Annotated in this window: 16 protein-coding genes; 12 read left to right on the top strand and 4 right to left on the bottom strand. The window is 71.8% G+C overall.

Annotated elements, in window-relative coordinates; genetic code table 11:
- Positions 1 to 360 precede the first annotated feature (360 nt).
- Genes ACFWJX_RS05585 through ACFWJX_RS05600 form a run of 4 tightly spaced genes read left to right on the top strand, consistent with a single transcriptional unit; the run spans position 361 to position 4,407 of the window.
- Positions 361 to 1,059, top strand: a complete 699-nt coding sequence (locus tag ACFWJX_RS05585) for an LPXTG cell wall anchor domain-containing protein (protein WP_383237193.1) — start codon at positions 361 to 363, stop codon at positions 1,057 to 1,059.
- Positions 1,060 to 1,082: 23 nt separating this feature from the next.
- On the top strand, positions 1,083 to 1,907 hold the full coding sequence (locus ACFWJX_RS05590; RefSeq protein ID WP_383237196.1) for a hypothetical protein: 825 nt from the start codon (positions 1,083 to 1,085) through the stop codon (positions 1,905 to 1,907).
- A complete protein-coding gene (locus ACFWJX_RS05595; RefSeq protein ID WP_383237198.1) occupies positions 1,904 to 3,070 on the top strand; it encodes a hypothetical protein in 1,167 nt (388 codons plus the stop codon). Before ACFWJX_RS05590 ends, ACFWJX_RS05595 begins: the two co-directional genes overlap by 4 nt.
- Positions 3,067 to 4,407 (top strand): hypothetical protein, encoded by a 1,341-nt coding sequence (locus ACFWJX_RS05600; RefSeq protein ID WP_383237201.1) that lies wholly within the window; start codon positions 3,067 to 3,069, stop codon positions 4,405 to 4,407. Before ACFWJX_RS05595 ends, ACFWJX_RS05600 begins: the two co-directional genes overlap by 4 nt.
- A 66-nt stretch (positions 4,408 to 4,473) precedes the next feature.
- Here ACFWJX_RS05600 and ACFWJX_RS05605 read toward each other — a convergent pair whose 3' ends face one another.
- A complete protein-coding gene (locus tag ACFWJX_RS05605; RefSeq protein ID WP_383237203.1) occupies positions 4,474 to 5,970 on the bottom strand; it encodes an oligopeptide:H+ symporter in 1,497 nt (498 codons plus the stop codon).
- A gap of 507 nt (positions 5,971 to 6,477) precedes the next feature.
- On the opposite strand from ACFWJX_RS05605, the gene ACFWJX_RS05610 reads away from it, so the two are divergent.
- Both ACFWJX_RS05610 and ACFWJX_RS05615 read left to right on the top strand, forming a co-directional pair.
- Positions 6,478 to 7,155, top strand: coding sequence for a response regulator transcription factor (locus ACFWJX_RS05610; protein ID WP_073499288.1), 678 nt, complete (start codon positions 6,478 to 6,480; stop codon positions 7,153 to 7,155).
- A gap of 191 nt (positions 7,156 to 7,346) precedes the next feature.
- Complete coding sequence (locus ACFWJX_RS05615; protein WP_383237208.1) at positions 7,347 to 8,621, top strand: ATP-binding protein; 1,275 nt, start codon at positions 7,347 to 7,349, stop codon at positions 8,619 to 8,621.
- A gap of 61 nt (positions 8,622 to 8,682) precedes the next feature.
- Here ACFWJX_RS05615 and ACFWJX_RS05620 read toward each other — a convergent pair whose 3' ends face one another.
- The gene (locus ACFWJX_RS05620; protein ID WP_383237210.1) at positions 8,683 to 9,198 is read right to left on the bottom strand and encodes a GtrA family protein; all 516 of its coding nucleotides are present in this window, start codon (positions 9,196 to 9,198) and stop codon (positions 8,683 to 8,685) included.
- Between the two features lie 167 nt (positions 9,199 to 9,365).
- On the opposite strand from ACFWJX_RS05620, the gene ACFWJX_RS05625 reads away from it, so the two are divergent.
- From ACFWJX_RS05625 to ACFWJX_RS05645, 5 genes are all read left to right on the top strand, one after another.
- Entirely contained in the window at positions 9,366 to 10,505 is a 1,140-nt protein-coding gene (locus ACFWJX_RS05625; protein WP_383237213.1) for a 5-(carboxyamino)imidazole ribonucleotide synthase, read from the top strand.
- Positions 10,502 to 11,032, top strand: a complete 531-nt coding sequence (purE, locus tag ACFWJX_RS05630) for a 5-(carboxyamino)imidazole ribonucleotide mutase (protein ID WP_383237216.1) — start codon at positions 10,502 to 10,504, stop codon at positions 11,030 to 11,032. Before ACFWJX_RS05625 ends, purE begins: the two co-directional genes overlap by 4 nt.
- Before the next feature lie 5 nt (positions 11,033 to 11,037).
- The gene (locus ACFWJX_RS05635) at positions 11,038 to 12,216 is read left to right on the top strand and encodes a dipeptidase (protein ID WP_383237219.1); all 1,179 of its coding nucleotides are present in this window, start codon (positions 11,038 to 11,040) and stop codon (positions 12,214 to 12,216) included.
- 28 nt (positions 12,217 to 12,244) lie between these two features.
- On the top strand, positions 12,245 to 12,604 hold the full coding sequence (locus ACFWJX_RS05640) for a MerR family transcriptional regulator (protein WP_383237401.1): 360 nt from the start codon (positions 12,245 to 12,247) through the stop codon (positions 12,602 to 12,604).
- A gap of 101 nt (positions 12,605 to 12,705) precedes the next feature.
- Entirely contained in the window at positions 12,706 to 13,830 is a 1,125-nt protein-coding gene (locus ACFWJX_RS05645) for a dipeptidase (RefSeq protein WP_383237222.1), read from the top strand.
- A gap of 12 nt (positions 13,831 to 13,842) precedes the next feature.
- Here the strand turns inward: ACFWJX_RS05645 and ACFWJX_RS05650 are convergent, their stop codons facing one another.
- Both ACFWJX_RS05650 and ACFWJX_RS05655 read right to left on the bottom strand, forming a co-directional pair.
- Entirely contained in the window at positions 13,843 to 14,250 is a 408-nt protein-coding gene (locus tag ACFWJX_RS05650) for a VOC family protein (RefSeq protein ID WP_383237225.1), read from the bottom strand.
- Positions 14,251 to 14,474: 224 nt separating this feature from the next.
- Entirely contained in the window at positions 14,475 to 15,818 is a 1,344-nt protein-coding gene (locus ACFWJX_RS05655) for a UDP-glucose dehydrogenase family protein (protein WP_383237228.1), read from the bottom strand.
- Between the two features lie 206 nt (positions 15,819 to 16,024).
- Here ACFWJX_RS05655 and ACFWJX_RS05660 point away from each other — a divergent pair, with 206 nt between their 5' ends.
- On the top strand, positions 16,025 to 17,197 hold the full coding sequence (locus tag ACFWJX_RS05660) for an acyl-CoA dehydrogenase family protein (protein WP_383237231.1): 1,173 nt from the start codon (positions 16,025 to 16,027) through the stop codon (positions 17,195 to 17,197).
- Positions 17,198 to 17,200 lie beyond the last annotated feature (3 nt).

The following is a 17,200-nucleotide window of genomic DNA, read 5'->3' on the forward strand; positions in this document are numbered from 1 at the left end:
GCCCGACCGCCCCGTCCCGGCCCGATCAACCCGTCCCTGCCCTTCCCGGCCCGCCCGGTCGTCCCGGTGCACCGCCCTTCCCGGCCGCGTCTGCCGTCCCGTCGGTGACCCGCTCCCCGGCCTCGGCCTGGCCCGGGTCTCGGTGGGTCCAGGAAGCCAGCCCAGCCCCGCGGGACCCGCTCCCCACGTCGCGGCCCACCACACCCGCCCCGCCCCACCACCCGCACGCCGGATCGTCACAACTCCGGCGTGCGGCTCCCCTTCCTTCCTTACGGCGCCGGGCGTACCTTGACGGCCCTGTCTGATGCGCCGTCAGGAAATGAGCGGTGCCGTCGACGACCTGTCAGGAAAGAGGGGACCGTGTCGTACCGGAAGCCAACCGCCGTGCTCGCGACTGCCGCGGCCCTGGCCGGACCGGCGGTGTGGATGGCCGCCCCGGTGGCCAGTGCCCAGGTCGTCGACGTCAACTACGCCTGCAAGACGCCCATCGGCGACAAGAGCGCGGTCTCGCCCATCGACATCAGGGGCGTCGAGAGCGGCGGCACCTACAAGATCACCATGTCCTGGCAGAAGGGCGTCTCCTCCAGCCCCGTCGAACTCGGCAAGGGCGCGATGAACCCGAGCGCGACGATCAAGCTCGGCGGCGCCGACAGCGGCACCCTGAACGTCAGCGGCCCCGCCAACCAGGAGGCCATCCCGGCCGACACCCCCATCAAGATCAATGACCTGAGCGGCACCTACACCCCGAAGAAGACCGGCAAGGTCACCTTCACCGCCGGTGTGCTCACCATCAAGGCGCTCGGTACGACCACGACCTGCACTCCCACCAAGAGCCCTCCGCCGTCGCTCACCCTCGACGTGACGGCCAAGGGCGGCGGCGGGACACCGGCAGGCGGCGGAACGCAGAACGACAACGGCTCAGGCACCGGCTCCGGCGGCGAGCTTCCGAAGACCGGACCCGAGGACTCCGCGATCGCCCTCGCCACCCTCGGCGGCACGGCGCTCCTGGCCGGCGCGGCGGGCACCCTGTGGCTGACCCGGCGGAACCAGACGCGCTGACCTCACCTCCCCGGGAGCCGCCGATGCCGTACGCCGCCGCCTGTGCCCTGCTGCTGACCCTGCCGGTCCTGCCGGTCCTGTCCGCCTCCGCCGACACCGGCTGGTCCGCCGCGCCCGCCGGCCAGGGCAGGCCGTCCTTCTACGCGGAGGGCGTGCCCGGCGCGCTGCTCCGGGACACCCTCGCCGTCACCAACCGCGGCACCCGACCGCTCACCGTCCGGCTGCGCGTCACCGGCCTGCCCGTCACCCTCGCCGAGACGGCCCTGCGCATCCCCGCCCGCACCCGTGCCGAGGTGCCCTTCACCCTGGAGGTCCCCCCGGACGCGCCGCCCGGCGACCGCCCCGCCACGATCGTCGTACGCGCCGCGGACGGCCGGGCGTCGACGGTACGGCTGCTGCTGCGGATCGGCGGTCCGCGGCTGGCCGCGCTGACCGTCGAGCACGTGGCCGTACGCGCGGGGCGGATCACGTACGAGCTGGTCAACCGGGGGACGACGGTCCTCGTGCCGCGGCTCGCGGTGCGCGCGGACGGCGTCCTCGGCACCGTCCTCGACCGCTCCCCGCGCACCCTGCCCGTCCGCCTGCCGCCGGGCGGCCGGCTGAAGCTCGACGAGCCCTGGCCCGACCGCCCGGCCCTGGACGTGGTGACCGTCCGGCTGACGGTGACCGCGTCCGGCGGCGCGCGGGCCACGGGCACCGCGTCGGCCCGGTTCGTGCCCTGGCGTACGGCGGCGGGCACGACGGCCGGCGCGCTGCTGCTCGCGGCGACCCCCGTGGCCGTACGCCGGCGAAGGCGCCGTACGACGGCCGAACTCCCGCGTACGGAGACGGAGGTGGAGTCGACGTGAGCGCCAAGGCCCGGATTCCGGCGCTGGCGGTGGTGCTGGCGCTGCTGGTGCTGCCCTGGGCGGGGTCGGGGGCGGCCTCGGCGGCCGGGACGCCCACCGTGAGGCTGTCCGAGTCGCAGGCGGGGACCGGCGGTTCGGTCACCGTGACCGGCAGCGGATGGCGGCCCCGCGCACTGCTGATGCTGCTGATCTGCGGGCAGGCCGAACCGTCGAGGGGCGTCATCGGGGGCACCAACTCCTGCGCCAACGCCGACGGCCGGGCCGTCACCACCGACGCCGACGGCCGTTTCAGCCGCGCGCTGCCGGTGGCCGACCCGCCCGTGCCGTGCCCCTGCGTCGTGCACGTGGCCACCGCGACCGGCGCGAAGGCGCAGGCCGACGCGGTGTTCCAGGTGGCCGGGCACGCCGTCGAACCACTGCCCGCCGAGGCGGTGGGCGGCCGGCTGTCGGTCCTCACCGACACCGTGCTGAAGGGCTCCGACGGAGTGCTCACCTGGTTCGGCGCGCCCCCCACCCGCACGCTGGTCCTCACGGTCGGCAACGTGGGCACCGCGCCGGTGAAGGACCCGGTGTTCGAAGTCGGCACCGCCCACGGCGTGTTCGCGCCGCAGTGGGACGAGCGCCGGTGGCGCGGCACCGTCGCCCCCGGGAAGAAGGCCCGCGTCGAACTCCCCGTGGAGCTCGCGGGCGGCGCGCACGGCGACTACACGGTCTCCCTCAGGTACGGCGGCAAGGTCCTCGCCGAGCAGCCGTGGGGCGTGGGCCGCCCCTGGGGCGTGACCCTGTTCTGGGTCCTGCTCTGCCTGGTGGTGCCGACGGCGTTGTTCCGCGTCGGCATGGCGGTGGTGGACCGCGTCCGGCCGCGGGCGAGCGGGGGCCGGCGGAGTACGACCGCCCCGCGCAGGCACCGGGTACCGCGCCCGACCGCTCGCGTCCCCCGCCCGCCCTGGCGCACGCCCGCCCCCGAAGAGGCACCCGTGTCACCCCCGACCCCGACCCTGCCGTGGTTCACCCCGGACTCCGGTCCGGGCCCGGCGGGCCGGCTCTCCGCACCGCACGACGACCATCCGAGGAGTCCCACGACTCCCACCACTGCGACGACTCCGACGACTCCGACGGCTCCGACGGCTCCGAGGAGTCCCGGCAGGAAGGGAATGACGTGAGCGAGCGCGAGAGAGCCGTACCCCGCGGGCGGAGGAGAGCGGCGGCGGCCGCCGTCGCCGTACTGGCGGGCGGATCCGCCGTCCTCCTCGGCCCGGCCGCCGTGCAGGCACAGGCCGCCGAGGTGTCCTACGCCACCCGCTGCATACCGCCCGCGGGCATCGGCCTGCCCGACGTCAACGGCACCACCGAGGTCGAGATCACCGCGCCCGCCGCGGCGAAGGTCGGCGACACCGTCGACATCGTCTGGAAGTTCACCCAGGCCGCCTCGAAGAACCCCGACATCATCGATCTGCCCGCCGACTCGGTCCAGCCGTCCGGCACCCTCAAGGCGGCCGGCGCGCAGACCGCGAGCGTCGCGATGCAGGGTCCGCGGGATAACCCGGCCATCCCCAAGGGCGGCGCGATGGTCCTGTCCGCGATGAAGGGCACCCTGAAGCTGACGACGGCGGGGCAGGTCACGCTGACCCCGGACGCGTACGTCGTCAACGCGATGTCGACGGACACCAAGTGCGCGCCGACGGAGCCGGTGCAGCCCGCCGCGACGATCACGGTGACGGCCGGGGGCTCCTCCAGCGGCTCGCCGGACCCCTCGCAGTCCCCGCCCCCGTCATCGTCGCCGCCTCCGTCCTCGACGCCGACGGCCACCCCGTCCGCCTCGCCGCCGTCCGCCTCGCCCTCCTCCTCCGGAGGCGGCGGGCAGACCGACTTCACGGGCAAGGTCGTCGACGTCCCCTACACCTGCGCCTCGCCCATCGGTGAGAAGAAGGCCACCTCGCCGGTGCAGATCAACGCGAAGAAGGACGGCGGCGGCTACGACCTCACCGTGCAGTTCAAGAAGTCGGTGATGGACAGCCCGATCGACATCCCCGCCGACTCGGTGAAGCCGTCGATGCAGATCGTCCTCGGCGGCGCGGACCAGGGCTCGGTGAAGGTGACCGGGCCGACGAACAAGCAGCCCATCAAGTCGGGTGCGCCGATCGAGATCCCCGATCTGACGGGCACGTACAAGCCGGGCGCGACCGGTACCTCCACCCTCGCGCCGGGAGTCCTCACCATCGAGGCCCTCGGTACGACCACCACCTGCACCCCCGACACATCGGTGGTCTCCCTCACCCTGGACACCGCCGAACAGGCGAGCGGAGCCTCGGGCGGCGGCAACGGCTCCGGCTCCTCCTCGTCCTCCTCCGGCGGAGGTACGGCGACGGGCGGCGGCCTCGCCGACACGGGCGCCGGCGACCACGGCGCCCTGAAGGCGCTCGGCCTCCTCGCGGGCACGGCGGTGCTGCTCGGCGGCGCGGTGTTCACGTATCTGCCGGGGCGCCGGCGAACCCGCTGAACGCGCGGAGGGCCGCCGCGACGCAGGTCGCGGCGGCCCTCGGGAACCGTGGGGGGGGAGGGGACGTCAGCGGACGTCGCCCATGAGTTCCTTGACGCGCTTGCGGTACATCCACACCGCGACACCGGCGACCACCGCGAGCGTGGCCTCCATGGCGACGATGCCCGTCTTGTTCAGGTCGACGCCGGCGATGGAGAGCAGACCGGTGGTGGCGTCGCCGGCGGTGACGGCCAGGAACCAGACGCCCATCATCTGCGAGGCGTACTTCGCGGGCGCCATCTTCGTGGTGACCGACAGGCCGACCGGGGAGAGCAGCAGCTCACCGACGGTCTGCACGAAGTAGATCGCCACCAGCCACATCGCGGCCGCCTTGTGACCGCCGTCGGCGATCGACAGCGGGGCGAGGAAGAGGAAGAAGGACGCGCCGACCAGGACCAGACCCGAGGCGAACTTCACGATCGTGCTCGGCTCCTTGCCGCGCTTGTTCAGCGCGAGCCAGAACCAGGCGAAGACCGGGGCCAGGGCCATGATCAGGACCGGGTTGACCGACTGGTACCAGGAGACCGGGAACTCCCAGCCGAGCACGGTGTTGTCGGCGGAGGAGTCGGCGAAGATCGACAGGGTCGAGCCGCCCTGGTCGTAGATCATCCAGAACACGGCCGCGGCCACGAAGAACCAGATGTACGCGGACATCTTCGACTGCTCGGGGCGGTCGAGTTCCTTGTCCCGCTTGATGTTGACCAGCACCATCACCGGGATGATCACACCGAGCAGGGTCAGCGGGACCAGGATCCAGTTCAGCGTGTAATGGCCGGAGAAGCCGATGACCGCGTACGCCACGACGGCGATGCCGGCCCAGATCGCGGCCTTGCGCAGCGTGCCGGCCTTCTCCTCGGCGGACAGCGGCTTGGGCACGACGCTGGAGCGGTCGGCCAGGTGGCGGCTGCCGAGCAGGAACTGGACCAGACCCAGCGCCATGCCGAGCGCGGCGAGCGCGAAGCCGAAGTGCCAGTTCACGTTCTCGCCGATGGTGCCGATGATCAGCGGCGCGGCGAAGGCACCGAGGTTGATGCCCATGTAGAAGACGGTGAAGCCGCCGTCGCGGCGCGGGTCGTCCGGGCCGTCGTAGAGGTGGCCGACCATCGTGGAGATGTTGGCCTTCAGCAGACCGGAGCCGATCGCGACCAGGCCGAGGCCGGCGTAGAAGGTCCCGGAGGACGGAAGGGCCAGCGTGAGGTGGCCGAGCATGATCACCACGCCGGCGACGGCGACGGTCCTGCGCGGACCCCAGACGCGGTCGCCGAACCAGCCGCCGGGCATGGCGAGCAGGTACACCAGCGACACGTACACGGAGTAGATCGCGGTCGCGGTGCCCGCGTTCAGGTTCAGGCCGCCCGGTGCGACCAGGTACAGCGGGAGGAGAGCCCTCATGCCGTAGTAGGAGAACCTCTCCCACATCTCGGTCATGAAGAGAGTGGCCAGTCCGCGGGGGTGGCCGAAGAAGGTCTTCCCGGTTCCGGGTGTGCCCGGACGGACCGAGTCCTTCGTCAGGCTGGACGCCATGGTCGTTCCTTGCTGGTCGGGACGCGCGGTGGAGCGTGCGCGCCCGGTTGGGGCGGCCGGCACCGGCTTGATCGGCCCGTCCACCCACGCCCATGGGGAAACCGCTCCGGGTCACGGAACGAGGACGGCGACCACCGGGATCCACGCCCCGCGAGTGGGGGCCCGGCCACAGGTCATTCCTTTCGAAGGCCGGCGGAGAGCCGGCCCGCACACAAAAGAGACCCTCGGCATCAAGTCGAGCGCCAAAGGTCGCTGCGTGCTACAGGCGTCCTTTCACCATACGGCAGGACAGAACCGGATATGGAAGGACTTGAGGCGCAGATCACAGGCGGAGGAGGAACCGGGGCAAGGTTTCCAAGGTCCATACCAGGATGACATCCCGCGACCCCAGGTCCGGACCAAGATCGGCAGTGTTGCTGCGGGCGGGTTGTCCGTCATGTCCCCGAGTAAGAGACCGGGTGGGGCATCACACCACTGGCCCTGCCCTCCGCGGACTACCATCGCCTCATGACCCGTGTACTGCTCGCCGAGGACGATGCGTCCATCTCGGAGCCGCTGGCCCGCGCACTGCGCAGGGAAGGGTACGAGGTCGAGGTGCGTGAGGACGGACCCACCGCACTCGACGCCGGAATGCAGGGCGGCATCGACCTGGTCGTGCTGGACCTCGGGCTCCCCGGCATGGACGGCCTGGAGGTGGCCCGCCGGCTGCGCGCCGACGGCCATGCCATCCCCATCCTGATCCTCACCGCGCGCGCCGACGAGGTCGACACCGTCGTCGGACTGGACGCGGGCGCCGACGACTACGTCACCAAGCCGTTCCGGCTCGCCGAACTCCTCGCCCGCGTCCGGGCCCTGCTGCGGCGCGGCGCCTCCGAACCCCAGCAGCCGCCCGCCACCCACGGCGTGCGCATCGACGTCGAGTCGCACCGCGCCTGGATGGGCGAGGAGGAGCTCCAGCTCACCGCCAAGGAGTTCGACCTCCTCCGGGTCCTCGTGCGCGACGCCGGCCGGGTGGTCACCCGCGACCAGCTGATGCGGGAGGTCTGGGACACGACCTGGTGGTCGTCGACCAAGACCCTCGACATGCACATCTCGTGGCTCCGGAAGAAGCTGGGCGACGACGCGGCGAACCCCCGCTACATCGCGACGGTGCGCGGCGTGGGCTTCCGCTTCGAGAAGAGCTGAGCGGTCCGCGGGAAGTGCGGTATTGATCCTGCGGGCCGTCCGTGGCTGGTCGCGCAGTTCCCCGCGCCCCTGTGGGGGCGCTGTACAGCACCGGGCTCCGTCGATTCCGCTCAGCGGGCGAGGAGCCGGCCGACGACGAGTGGGTCGGCGCGGTCCACTGATCCACGTAAGTCACCTGCCCGGAGGGCCCTGTGCGTCGCCGTCTGATTCAGTCCACGCTGTCCGTCGTGCTGGTCGTGATCGCCGTGTTCGGGGTCTCCCTCGTCATCGTCGAGACGCGCACGATCAGCAACAGCGCACAGGAACGCGTGGAGCTGGAGGCGGCCCGGCTGGCCAGCATCGTGGACAGCCGGATCCTCGGGGCCGGGACCGTCGACGCGAACATGCTGCGGGACCAGCTCACGAACGAGCGGTACGCGGTGGTCCGGATTCCCGGCAGGCCGGCCATCGCCGTCGGCAGCCGCCCCGAGGGCGATGTGATCCGGGGCGAGGCCAGGGGCGAGGAGGGCGAGACCGTCGTCGTCGAGGAGCCCCGCTCCTCCGTGACCCGTGAGGTCGGCCGCACCCTGCTCATCATCGGCCTGGTGGCGCTGCTCGCGGTGATCGCGGCCGTCCTCCTGGCCATCCGCCAGGCCAACCGGCTCTCCTCCCCGCTCACCGACCTCGCCGAGACCGCCGAACGCCTCGGCTCCGGCGACCCCCGCCCCCGCCACAAGCGGTACGGCGTCCCCGAGCTGGACCGGGTCGCCGACGTGCTGGACTCCTCCGCCGAGCGCATCGCCCGCATGCTCACCGCCGAACGCCGGCTCGCCGCCGACGCCTCCCACCAACTGCGCACCCCCCTCACCGCGCTGTCCATGCGCCTGGAGGAGATCACCCTCACCGACGACCCGGACACGGTGAAGGAGGAGGCCACCATCGCCCTGACACAGGTGGAACGCCTCACCGACGTCGTCCAGCGCCTGCTGACGAACTCCCGCGACCCGCGCACCGGCTCCGCCGTCACCTTCGACCTCGACGAGGTGATCCAGCAGCAGCTCGCCGAGTGGCGCCCGGCCTACCGCGGTGTGGGCCGCGCGATCGTCAGCTCGGGCAAACGCCACCTCCAGGCGGTGGGCACGCCCGGTGCGGTGGCCCAGGTGCTGGCGGCCCTGATCGAGAACTCGCTGATGCACGGCGGCGGTACGGTCGCCCTGCGTACCCGCGTCACCGGCAACCAGGCCGTCATCGAGGTCACCGACGAGGGCCCAGGCGTCCCCGCCGACCTCGGCGCCCGCATCTTCGAGCGCACGATCAGCGGCCGCAACTCCACGGGAATCGGCCTGGCGGTGGCCAGGGACCTGGCCGAAGCGGACGGCGGCCGCCTGGAGATGCTCCAGACCAAGCCCCCGGTCTTCGGCCTGTTCCTGTCCCGAACGGCCCCGGAGAAGAAACCCCGTCCGGACCCGGAACCCACGGTCAGATAACCCGGCGTTTCCGGCACGCCGAAAGCACCGGTCGGGCGATCCGGCCCGTCCGGCGTTCGCCTCAGCCCACCCGCTGCTTGGCAGCAGAACCCGCCGAATCCGCGGCCGCCCCCGGAGACTCCACAGCTCCCCGCAGCGGCAGCGCCTTGAACACCCACGTCCGATACGACCAGAACCGGAACAGCGTGGCGACCCCGATCCCGAGGAACTTGAACACGTTGCTCTGCAACGGACTGTCCCACCCGAACCCGTACGTCGCCAGGAACAGCAACCCGTTCTCGATGACCAGCCCCACCATGCTGAACAGCAGGAACAGCGTCATCTCCTTCGTGCGCCCACCCTTGTCCCGGTCCCGATAGGTGAAGTACCGGAACCCGACGTAGTTGAACGCGATGGCGACGACCGTGGCGATGACGCTCGCCCGCACCACCTGAAGGTCGGTGACGTGCCGCACGAAGTTGAAGACACCGAGGTTGACCAGCAGCCCCGCCCCGCCCACCGCGCCGAATTTGGCCAGCTCCCGGGTGAGTCGCCGCAGCCGTCCTCCCCCCGAGGAACCAGCGGAACCATGTGCCATGGTCGTACAGGCCCCCGTCCGGGTGTCGGTTTCGTCAACCCAGCCATGCTAACCACCCCCCTCGCAGGTTTCCTGTGCGGCCGCCTCCCAGCCGGCCAGGAGCCGCAGAACAGGCGCAAAACAGGAGCGGAATTCAGCCGGTGCGTTGTGGCCGATACCCTGGGGGTGTGACGTTCCCGGTAGTCGGCATGGTCGGCGGGGGTCAGCTCGCTCGTATGACACACGAGGCGGGCATCCCGTTGGGCATCAGGTTCAAGCTCCTCAGTGACACTCCCCAGGATTCCGCGGCCCAGGTGGTGAGCGATGTCGTCGTCGGCGACTATCGCGACCTGGACACGCTGCGCGAGTTCGCGCGGGGCTGTGACGTGATCACCTTCGATCACGAGCACGTCCCCACCGAGCACCTCAGGGCACTGGAGGCGGACGGCATCCCCGTCCGTCCGGGCCCCGACGCGCTCGTGCACGCCCAGGACAAGGGCGTGATGCGCGCGAAGCTCGACGCGATCGGCATCCCCTGCCCACGGCACCGCATCGTGGCCGATCCGGCGGACGTCGCCGCGTTCGCCGCGGAGGGTGGAGGCTTCCCCGTCGTCCTCAAGACGGTCCGCGGCGGCTACGACGGCAAGGGCGTCTGGGTCGTCGGCAGCGAGGCCGAGGCCGCCGCACCCTTCCGCGCGGGCGTGCCCGTCCTCGCGGAGGAGAAGGTCGACTACGTCCGTGAGCTGGCCGCCAATGTCGTACGGTCCCCGCACGGCCAGGCCGTCGCCTACCCGGTGGTCGAGTCCCAGCAGGTCGACGGCGTCTGCGACACGGTGATCGCGCCCGCCCCCGGCCTCGACCAGGGCCTGGCCCTGAAGGCCGAGGAGATGGCGCTGACCATCGCCAAGGAACTCGGCGTCGTCGGCCACCTCGCCGTGGAGCTGTTCGAGACCCGCGACGGCCGCATCCTCGTCAACGAACTGGCGATGCGCCCGCACAACTCGGGCCACTGGTCGATGGACGGCGCGATCACGTCGCAGTTCGCCAACCACGTCCGCGCGGTCCTCGACCTCCCCCTCGGCGACCCGCGCCCGCGTGCCGGATGGACGGTCATGGTCAACGTCCTCGGCGGCGACTACCCGGACATGTACTCCGCGTACCTGCACTGCATGGCCCGCGACCCCCAACTGAAGATCCACATGTACGGCAAGGACGTGAAGCCCGGCCGCAAGGTCGGCCACGTGAACACCTACGGCGACGACCTCGACGACGTGCTGGAACGCGCCCGTCACGCTGCCGGCTACCTGAGAGGCACGATCACCGAATGAGCCGTGTTGTAGGCATCGTGATGGGGTCGGACTCCGACTGGCCCGTCATGGAGGCCGCCGCCCAGGCCCTCGACGAGTTCGAGATCGCGTACGAGGTGGACGTCGTCTCCGCGCACCGCATGCCGCGCGAGATGGTCGCCTACGGCGAGGAGGCGGCGGGGCGCGGGCTGAAGGTGATCATCGCGGGCGCGGGCGGGGCCGCCCACCTGCCCGGCATGCTGGCCTCGGTCACCCCGCTCCCGGTGATCGGCGTGCCCGTGCCGCTGAAGTACCTCGACGGCATGGACAGCCTGCTGTCGATCGTGCAGATGCCGGCCGGCGTGCCCGTCGCGACCGTCTCGGTCGGCGGCGCCCGCAACGCCGGTCTGCTGGCCGCCCGCATCCTCGCCGCGCACGACGAGGACCTCCTCGCCCGGATGCGCGAGTTCCAGCAGGACCTCAACGACCAGGCCACCGAGAAGGGCAGGCGGCTGCGCGCCAAGGTCGACGGCGGCGGCGCCGGCGGCGGCTTCGGCTTCGGGAAGTGACGCCGATGACCTCCCTGGAGCAGGCCCGGGAACTGCTGCGCGCCCACCCGGTCGTCGACGGCCACAACGACCTGCCGTGGGCGCTGCGCGAACAGGTCCGCTACGACCTCGACGCCCGTGACATCGCCACCGACCAGCACACCCACCTGCACACCGACATACCCCGCCTGCGCGCGGGCGGCGTCGGCGCGCAGTACTGGTCGGTGTACGTCCGCTCGGACCTGCCCGACGCGGTCCCGGCGACGCTGGAGCAGATCGACTGCGTACGGCAGCTGATCGACCGCCACCCCGAGGCGCTCAGGTCCGCCCTGACCGCCGCCGACATGGAGGCGGCGCGCGCGGAGGGCCGTATCGCCTCGCTCATGGGCGCGGAGGGCGGCCACTCCATCGCCAACTCGCTGGGCACCCTGCGCGGCCTGTACGCGCTCGGCGTGCGGTACCTGACGCTCACCCACAACGACAACGTGGACTGGGCGGACTCAGCGACCGACGTGCCGAAGGCCGGCGGGCTGACGGCGTTCGGCCGCGAGGTCGTGCGGGAGATGAACCGCGAGGGCATGCTGGTCGACCTCTCGCACGTGGCGGCGACGACGATGCGCGACGCGCTGGACGTCTCCGCCGCCCCGGTGATCTTCTCCCACTCGTCCTCCCGTGCCGTCTGCGACCACCCGCGCAACATCCCGGACGACGTGCTGGAGCGGCTGCCCGCCAACGGGGGCATCGCGATGGTGACGTTCGTGCCGAAGTTCGTGCTCCAGGCGGCGGTCGACTGGACGGCCGCGGCGGACGAGAACATGCGCGCCCACGGCTTCCACCACCTCGCCGCCACCGCCGAGGCGATGAAGGTCCACCGCGCCTTCGAGGAGTCGAACCCCCGCCCGGTCGCCACCGTGGCCACGGTCGCCGACCACCTCGACCACATGCGCGAGGTCGCCGGCATCGACCACCTCGGCATCGGCGGCGACTACGACGGGACCGCCTTCACCCCCGAGGGCCTGAACGACGTCTCCGGCTATCCGACACTCCTCGCCGAGCTCCTCGACCGAGGCTGGTCCCACTCCGACCTCGCCAAGCTCACCTGGCAGAACGCGGTCCGAGTCCTGGGCGCCGCGGAGGACGTCTCCCGCGACCTCCGGACCACCCGGGCCCCGTCCAACGCGACGATCGAGTCACTCGACGGCTGAGCCGCCTGCCACGGAGGGGCGTGTGGGGATGCGGATAGGTGAGCTGGCCCGGCGTACCGGGGTGAGCGAGAGGTCGCTCCGGTACTACGAGGCTCAGGGGCTGCTGTGGGCCGGTCGTACGCCCGGAGGGCACCGGGACTATCCGGAGGCGGCCGTGGACCGGGTCGTACGGATCCAGGAGCTGTTCGCGGCCGGGCTGCACAGTGCGAAGATCGCCGAGCTGCTGCCCTGCATGCGCGACGCCGACGGCGGCCCCTCCGAGGTCGCCACCCCGCGCCTGGTCGCCGACCTCACCGCGGAGCGCGAACGCATCGACTGCATGATCGCCGACCTCGTCCGGTCCCGCGAGACTCTCGACGAGGTGATCCAGGTGGCGCGGCAGGACTGACCGCGGCCGGGGCGCGTACCCCGAACGGCACCTTCCACCAGGAAGCGGCCCGCCCGCCGTGCGACGGTGACCGTACTGCTGATCGACGTACGGAGACCGCCATGGCCGACCTCCAGCACGAACTGCACACCACGCCGGAGGTCGGCGAGCTGCCGGACCCGTTCCCCCCGTTCGCCGACGTTCCCGACGCCGCGGCCACCGCGCTGTCCGACCCGGACGCCGACCCCCTCGACCGCGCCCACGTCCTCCTCGCCGCACACCCCGTCGTCGACGGCCACAACGCCCTGCCCCGCGCCCTGCGCCGGCTGCCCTTCTACGACCTCCAGCTCGGTGAGAGCGCCGTCGGCACCGACCTGCCCCGACTGCGCGAGGGCCACGTCGGCGCCCTGTTCTGGTCACTGCACCCGCCGACGGGGCTCGCCACCGGCCGGGCCGTCGCCGCCACCCTGGACCAGGTCGACCTCGTCCGGTCGGTGATCCGTGCCCACCCCGAGGGACTGCGCCCCGCGTACGGCGCCGGCCAGGTCATCGACGCCCGCAACTGCGGCCGCGTCGCCGTCGTCCTCGGCCCCGCCCCGGCCACCGCCCTCGACGACTCCCTCGGCATCCTGCGCGTCCTGCACTCCCTCGGCCTGCGCGTCCTCACCCTCGCCGGCACCTCCTGGGCCAGCGAGGCCGGGCTCACCCGGTTCGGCGAGGAGGTCGTGCGCGAGATGAACCGGCTCGGCGTGCTCGCCGACCTCTCCGCCGCCTCCGACGCCACGATCGCCCGGACCCTCACCCTCTCCAGGACACCGGTCCTGTGCACCCGCTCCGCCGCCCGCGCCCTGCGCCCCCACCCCGACAACCTGCCCGACGAACTCCTCGCCGCCCTCGGCGCGGCCGGCGGCCTCTGCATGGTGCCGCTGGCCGCCGAACAGACCGGCCCGACCCTCAGGGACGTCGCCGACCACCTCGACCACGTCCGCGAGATCGCCGGACCCGGCTGCGTCGGCCTGTCCGGCACCCATGACACGGGCGCCGCCCATCCCCAGGACCTGGCCGACGCCGCCGGCTACCCGCACCTGATCGCCGAACTCCTCCGCCGGGGCTGGCCGGAGACCGAAATCACCCAGTTGACCTGGGGAAACGCGCAGCGCGTCCTGCGCACCGCGGAATTCGCCGCCCAGACTGCGCAGCAACGCAGAGAGCCGTCGACGGCGACCATCACGGAACTGGACGACTAGGACCCCGGAGACTCACGAGGACGAGGCGTTCTCGATCCGGCAGAGGCAGAACGGGTGCCCTGCCGGGTCGGCGTACACCTGGAAGTCCTTCTTCTCCCGGTCCTCCAGGTCCAGCGGCCGTGCCCCCAGCTCCAGCACGCGCGCGTGGGCCGCGTCGACCTCCTCCCAGGTGGCACCGGCGTCGAGGTCCAGGTGGAACTGCTGCGCGTTGCGGTCGGCCCGCGGCCACTCGGGCGGGGTCAGCCCCTCCGCCCGCTGGAAGGCCAGCCGGGGCCCGCCGGGCACCTGGAGGACGTACCAGTCCTCCCCGCCGTCCTCGGCTTCCGGTGCGCCGCCCACGACGGCGGCGTAGAACTCGGCGAGAGCGCGCGGGTCGGGGCAGTCGAGCACGACGGAACGCAGACGGACGGTGGGTGCCATACGGCGCCTCCTCGGTCGGGGTGCGAAACGGACGCAGAGGGCGACCGAGTGCCCGGACGGCTGGCAGCCCTAACCCACGGGGCGTCATCCCCAGGGCGTCCCCCACAGGGAGTTCACACGTCACACACCGCCCCCGTGCGGCAGAATGCAGGAAGACGCCGGTTCGGCCGACTGAGCCTCGGCCGAACCGGCGTCACCCGCCTGTCGGCCGCCCCGTCCCCGTCTCAGGCGGTCGGGCGGCCCATCGCCCGGTACGTCCAGCCGGCCTTGCGCCACAGCACCGGGTCGAGCGCGTTGCGCCCGTCCAGGATCAGCCGGGCCGTCGCGACCTCGCCGAGCGCCGCCGGGTCCAGCTCCCGGAACTCCCGCCACTCGGTCAGATGCAGGACGACGTCGGCACCCCGGACGGCCTCCAGGGCCGTATCCGCGTAGCCGAGCGTCGGGAAGACGCGGCGGGCGTTGTCCATGCCCTTCGGGTCGTAGACCGTCACCTGGCCGCCCTGGAGGTGGATCTGCCCGGCGACGTTCAACGCAGGCGAGTCCCGCACGTCGTCCGAGTCCGGCTTGAAGGTCGCGCCGAGCACGGCGACCCGCTTGCCGAGGAACGGCCCCCCGCCCAGCGCCTGCCGCGCCAGCTCCACCATCTGCCCGCGCTGCCGCATGTTGATCGAGTCGATCTCGCGCAGGAACGTCAGCGCCTGGTCCGCGCCCAGCTCACCGGCGCGCGCCATGAACGCCCGGATGTCCTTGGGCAGACACCCGCCGCCGAAGCCGATCCCGGCCCGCAGGAACTTCTTGCCGATCCGGTCGTCGTACCCGATGGCCTCCGCCAGCTTGGCCACATCGCCGCCGGCGGCCTCACAGACCTCGGCCATCGCGTTGATGAAGGAGATCTTGGTGGCGAGGAAGGAGTTCGCGGAGGTCTTCACCAGCTCGGCCGTCGGGAAGTCGGTGACGACGAACGGCGAGCCCTCCCCGACCGGCCCGGCGTAGACCTCCCGCAGGGTCGCCTCGGCCCGCTCGCTGCGCACGCCGACGACGATCCGGTCCGGGTGCAGGGTGTCCTGCACGGCGAAGCCCTCCCGCAGGAACTCCGGGTTCCACGCCAGTTCCGCGTCCTCGCCGGCCGGCGCCAGCTCGGTGATCGTGCGGGCCAGCCGGTCCGCGGAGCCCACCGGCACGGTCGACTTGCCCACCACCAGCGCGGGCCGCTCCAGATGCGGGGCGAGCGAGGCGATCGCGGACTCGACGTACGACATGTCGCAGGCGTACTCGCCGTGCTTCTGCGGGGTGTTCACGCAGACGAAGTGGACGTCGCCGAACGCACCGACCTCCGCCCAGTCCTGGGTGAAGCGCAGCCGCCCGCTGGAACCCTCGAACCCGGCGACGTGCCGGCGCAGCAGCTCCTCCAGGCCCGGCTCGTACATCGGGGTCTCGCCCCGCTCCAGCATCTCGATCTTCTCGCGCACGATGTCGAGCGCGAGCACCTCGAAGCCCAGCTCGGCCATGGCCGCGGCATGCGTGGCACCGAGATAACCGGTGCCGATCACGGTGATCTTGAGGGCCATGCGTGCTCCTGGGCTGGGCGGGGCGGGACCGGATGCGCGCAACGAGCATAGTCGGGGCGTACACGGGCCCCTCACCGGGCAGTTCACCGGTGCGGCCGCCCTGTCGCCAAGCTCACGTATCACTCGCGTGGGCAGACCTCTAAAATTTGAGTTACTTAACGGTAATTAGCGAGATCACACCCAGCGTTCTTGGAGCGTGAGAGACCTTGGCCGGATCGGCTGACTTCGACCTGTACCGCCCGTCCGAGGAGCACGACATGCTCCGGGACGCCATCCGCTCACTGGCCGAGGCGAAGATCGCGCCGTACGCCGCAGCGGTCGACGAGGAGGCCCGCTTCCCCCAGGAGGCCCTCGACGCGCTGGTCGCCAGCGACCTGCACGCGGTGCACGTCCCCGAGGAGTACGGCGGCGCCGGCGCCGACGCGCTCGCCACGGTCATCGTCATCGAGGAGGTGGCCCGCGCCTGCGTGTCCTCCTCCCTGATCCCGGCCGTGAACAAGCTCGGCTCGCTCCCGGTGATCCTCTCCGGCTCCGAGGACCTGAAGAAGAAGTACCTGGCGCCGCTCGCCAAGGGCGACGCGATGTTCTCGTACTGCCTCTCCGAGCCGGACGCCGGCTCGGACGCGGCCGGCATGAAGACCCGCGCCGTGCGCGACGGCGACGGCTGGATCCTCAACGGCGTGAAGCGCTGGATCACCAACGCGGGCGTCTCCGAGTACTACACGGTGCTGGCCGTCACCGACCCGGAGAAGCGCTCCAAGGGCATCTCGGCGTTCGTCGTGGAGAAGTCCGACCCGGGCGTCTCCTTCGGCGCCCCGGAGAAGAAGCTCGGCATCAAGGGCTCCCCGACCCGCGAGGTCTACTTCGACAACGTCCGCATCCCCGCCGACCGCATGATCGGCGACGAGGGCACCGGCTTCGCCACCGCGATGAAGACCCTCGACCACACCCGCATCACCATCGCCGCCCAGGCCCTCGGTGTCGCCCAGGGCGCCTTCGACTACGCCAAGGGCTACGTCCGGGAGCGCAAGCAGTTCGGCAAGGCGATCGCCGACTTCCAGGGCATCCAGTTCATGCTCGCCGACATGGCCATGAAGATCGAGGCCGCCCGCCAGCTGACGTACGCCGCGGCGGCGAAGTCGGAGCGCGTCGCCGCCGGAGGTGGAGAAGGGGACCTCACCTTCCAGGGCGCGGCCGCCAAGTGCTTCGCCTCCGACGTCGCCATGGAGGTCACCACGGACGCCGTCCAGCTCCTCGGCGGCTACGGCTACACCCGCGACTACCCGGTCGAGCGGATGATGCGCGACGCCAAGATCACGCAGATCTACGAGGGCACGAACCAGGTCCAGCGCATCGTGATGGCCCGCAACCTGCCGTAACTC

This window comes from Streptomyces sp. NPDC058335, from assembly GCF_042723915.1.
GTDB lineage: Bacteria > Actinomycetota > Actinomycetes > Streptomycetales > Streptomycetaceae > Streptomyces.

Coding starts and splice junctions, on each gene's coding strand:
- ACFWJX_RS05590 (WP_383237196.1), top strand. CDS start 1,083: ATGCCGTACGCCGCCGCCTGTGCCCTGCTGCTGACCCTGCCGGTCCTG.
- ACFWJX_RS05605 (WP_383237203.1), bottom strand. CDS start 5,970: ATGGCGTCCAGCCTGACGAAGGACTCGGTCCGTCCGGGCACACCCGGA.
- ACFWJX_RS05610 (WP_073499288.1), top strand. CDS start 6,478: ATGACCCGTGTACTGCTCGCCGAGGACGATGCGTCCATCTCGGAGCCG.
- ACFWJX_RS05620 (WP_383237210.1), bottom strand. CDS start 9,198: ATGGCACATGGTTCCGCTGGTTCCTCGGGGGGAGGACGGCTGCGGCGA.
- purE (WP_383237216.1), top strand. CDS start 10,502: ATGAGCCGTGTTGTAGGCATCGTGATGGGGTCGGACTCCGACTGGCCC.
- ACFWJX_RS05635 (WP_383237219.1), top strand. CDS start 11,038: ATGACCTCCCTGGAGCAGGCCCGGGAACTGCTGCGCGCCCACCCGGTC.
- ACFWJX_RS05640 (WP_383237401.1), top strand. CDS start 12,245: ATGCGGATAGGTGAGCTGGCCCGGCGTACCGGGGTGAGCGAGAGGTCG.
- ACFWJX_RS05645 (WP_383237222.1), top strand. CDS start 12,706: ATGGCCGACCTCCAGCACGAACTGCACACCACGCCGGAGGTCGGCGAG.
- ACFWJX_RS05650 (WP_383237225.1), bottom strand. CDS start 14,250: ATGGCACCCACCGTCCGTCTGCGTTCCGTCGTGCTCGACTGCCCCGAC.
- ACFWJX_RS05655 (WP_383237228.1), bottom strand. CDS start 15,818: ATGGCCCTCAAGATCACCGTGATCGGCACCGGTTATCTCGGTGCCACG.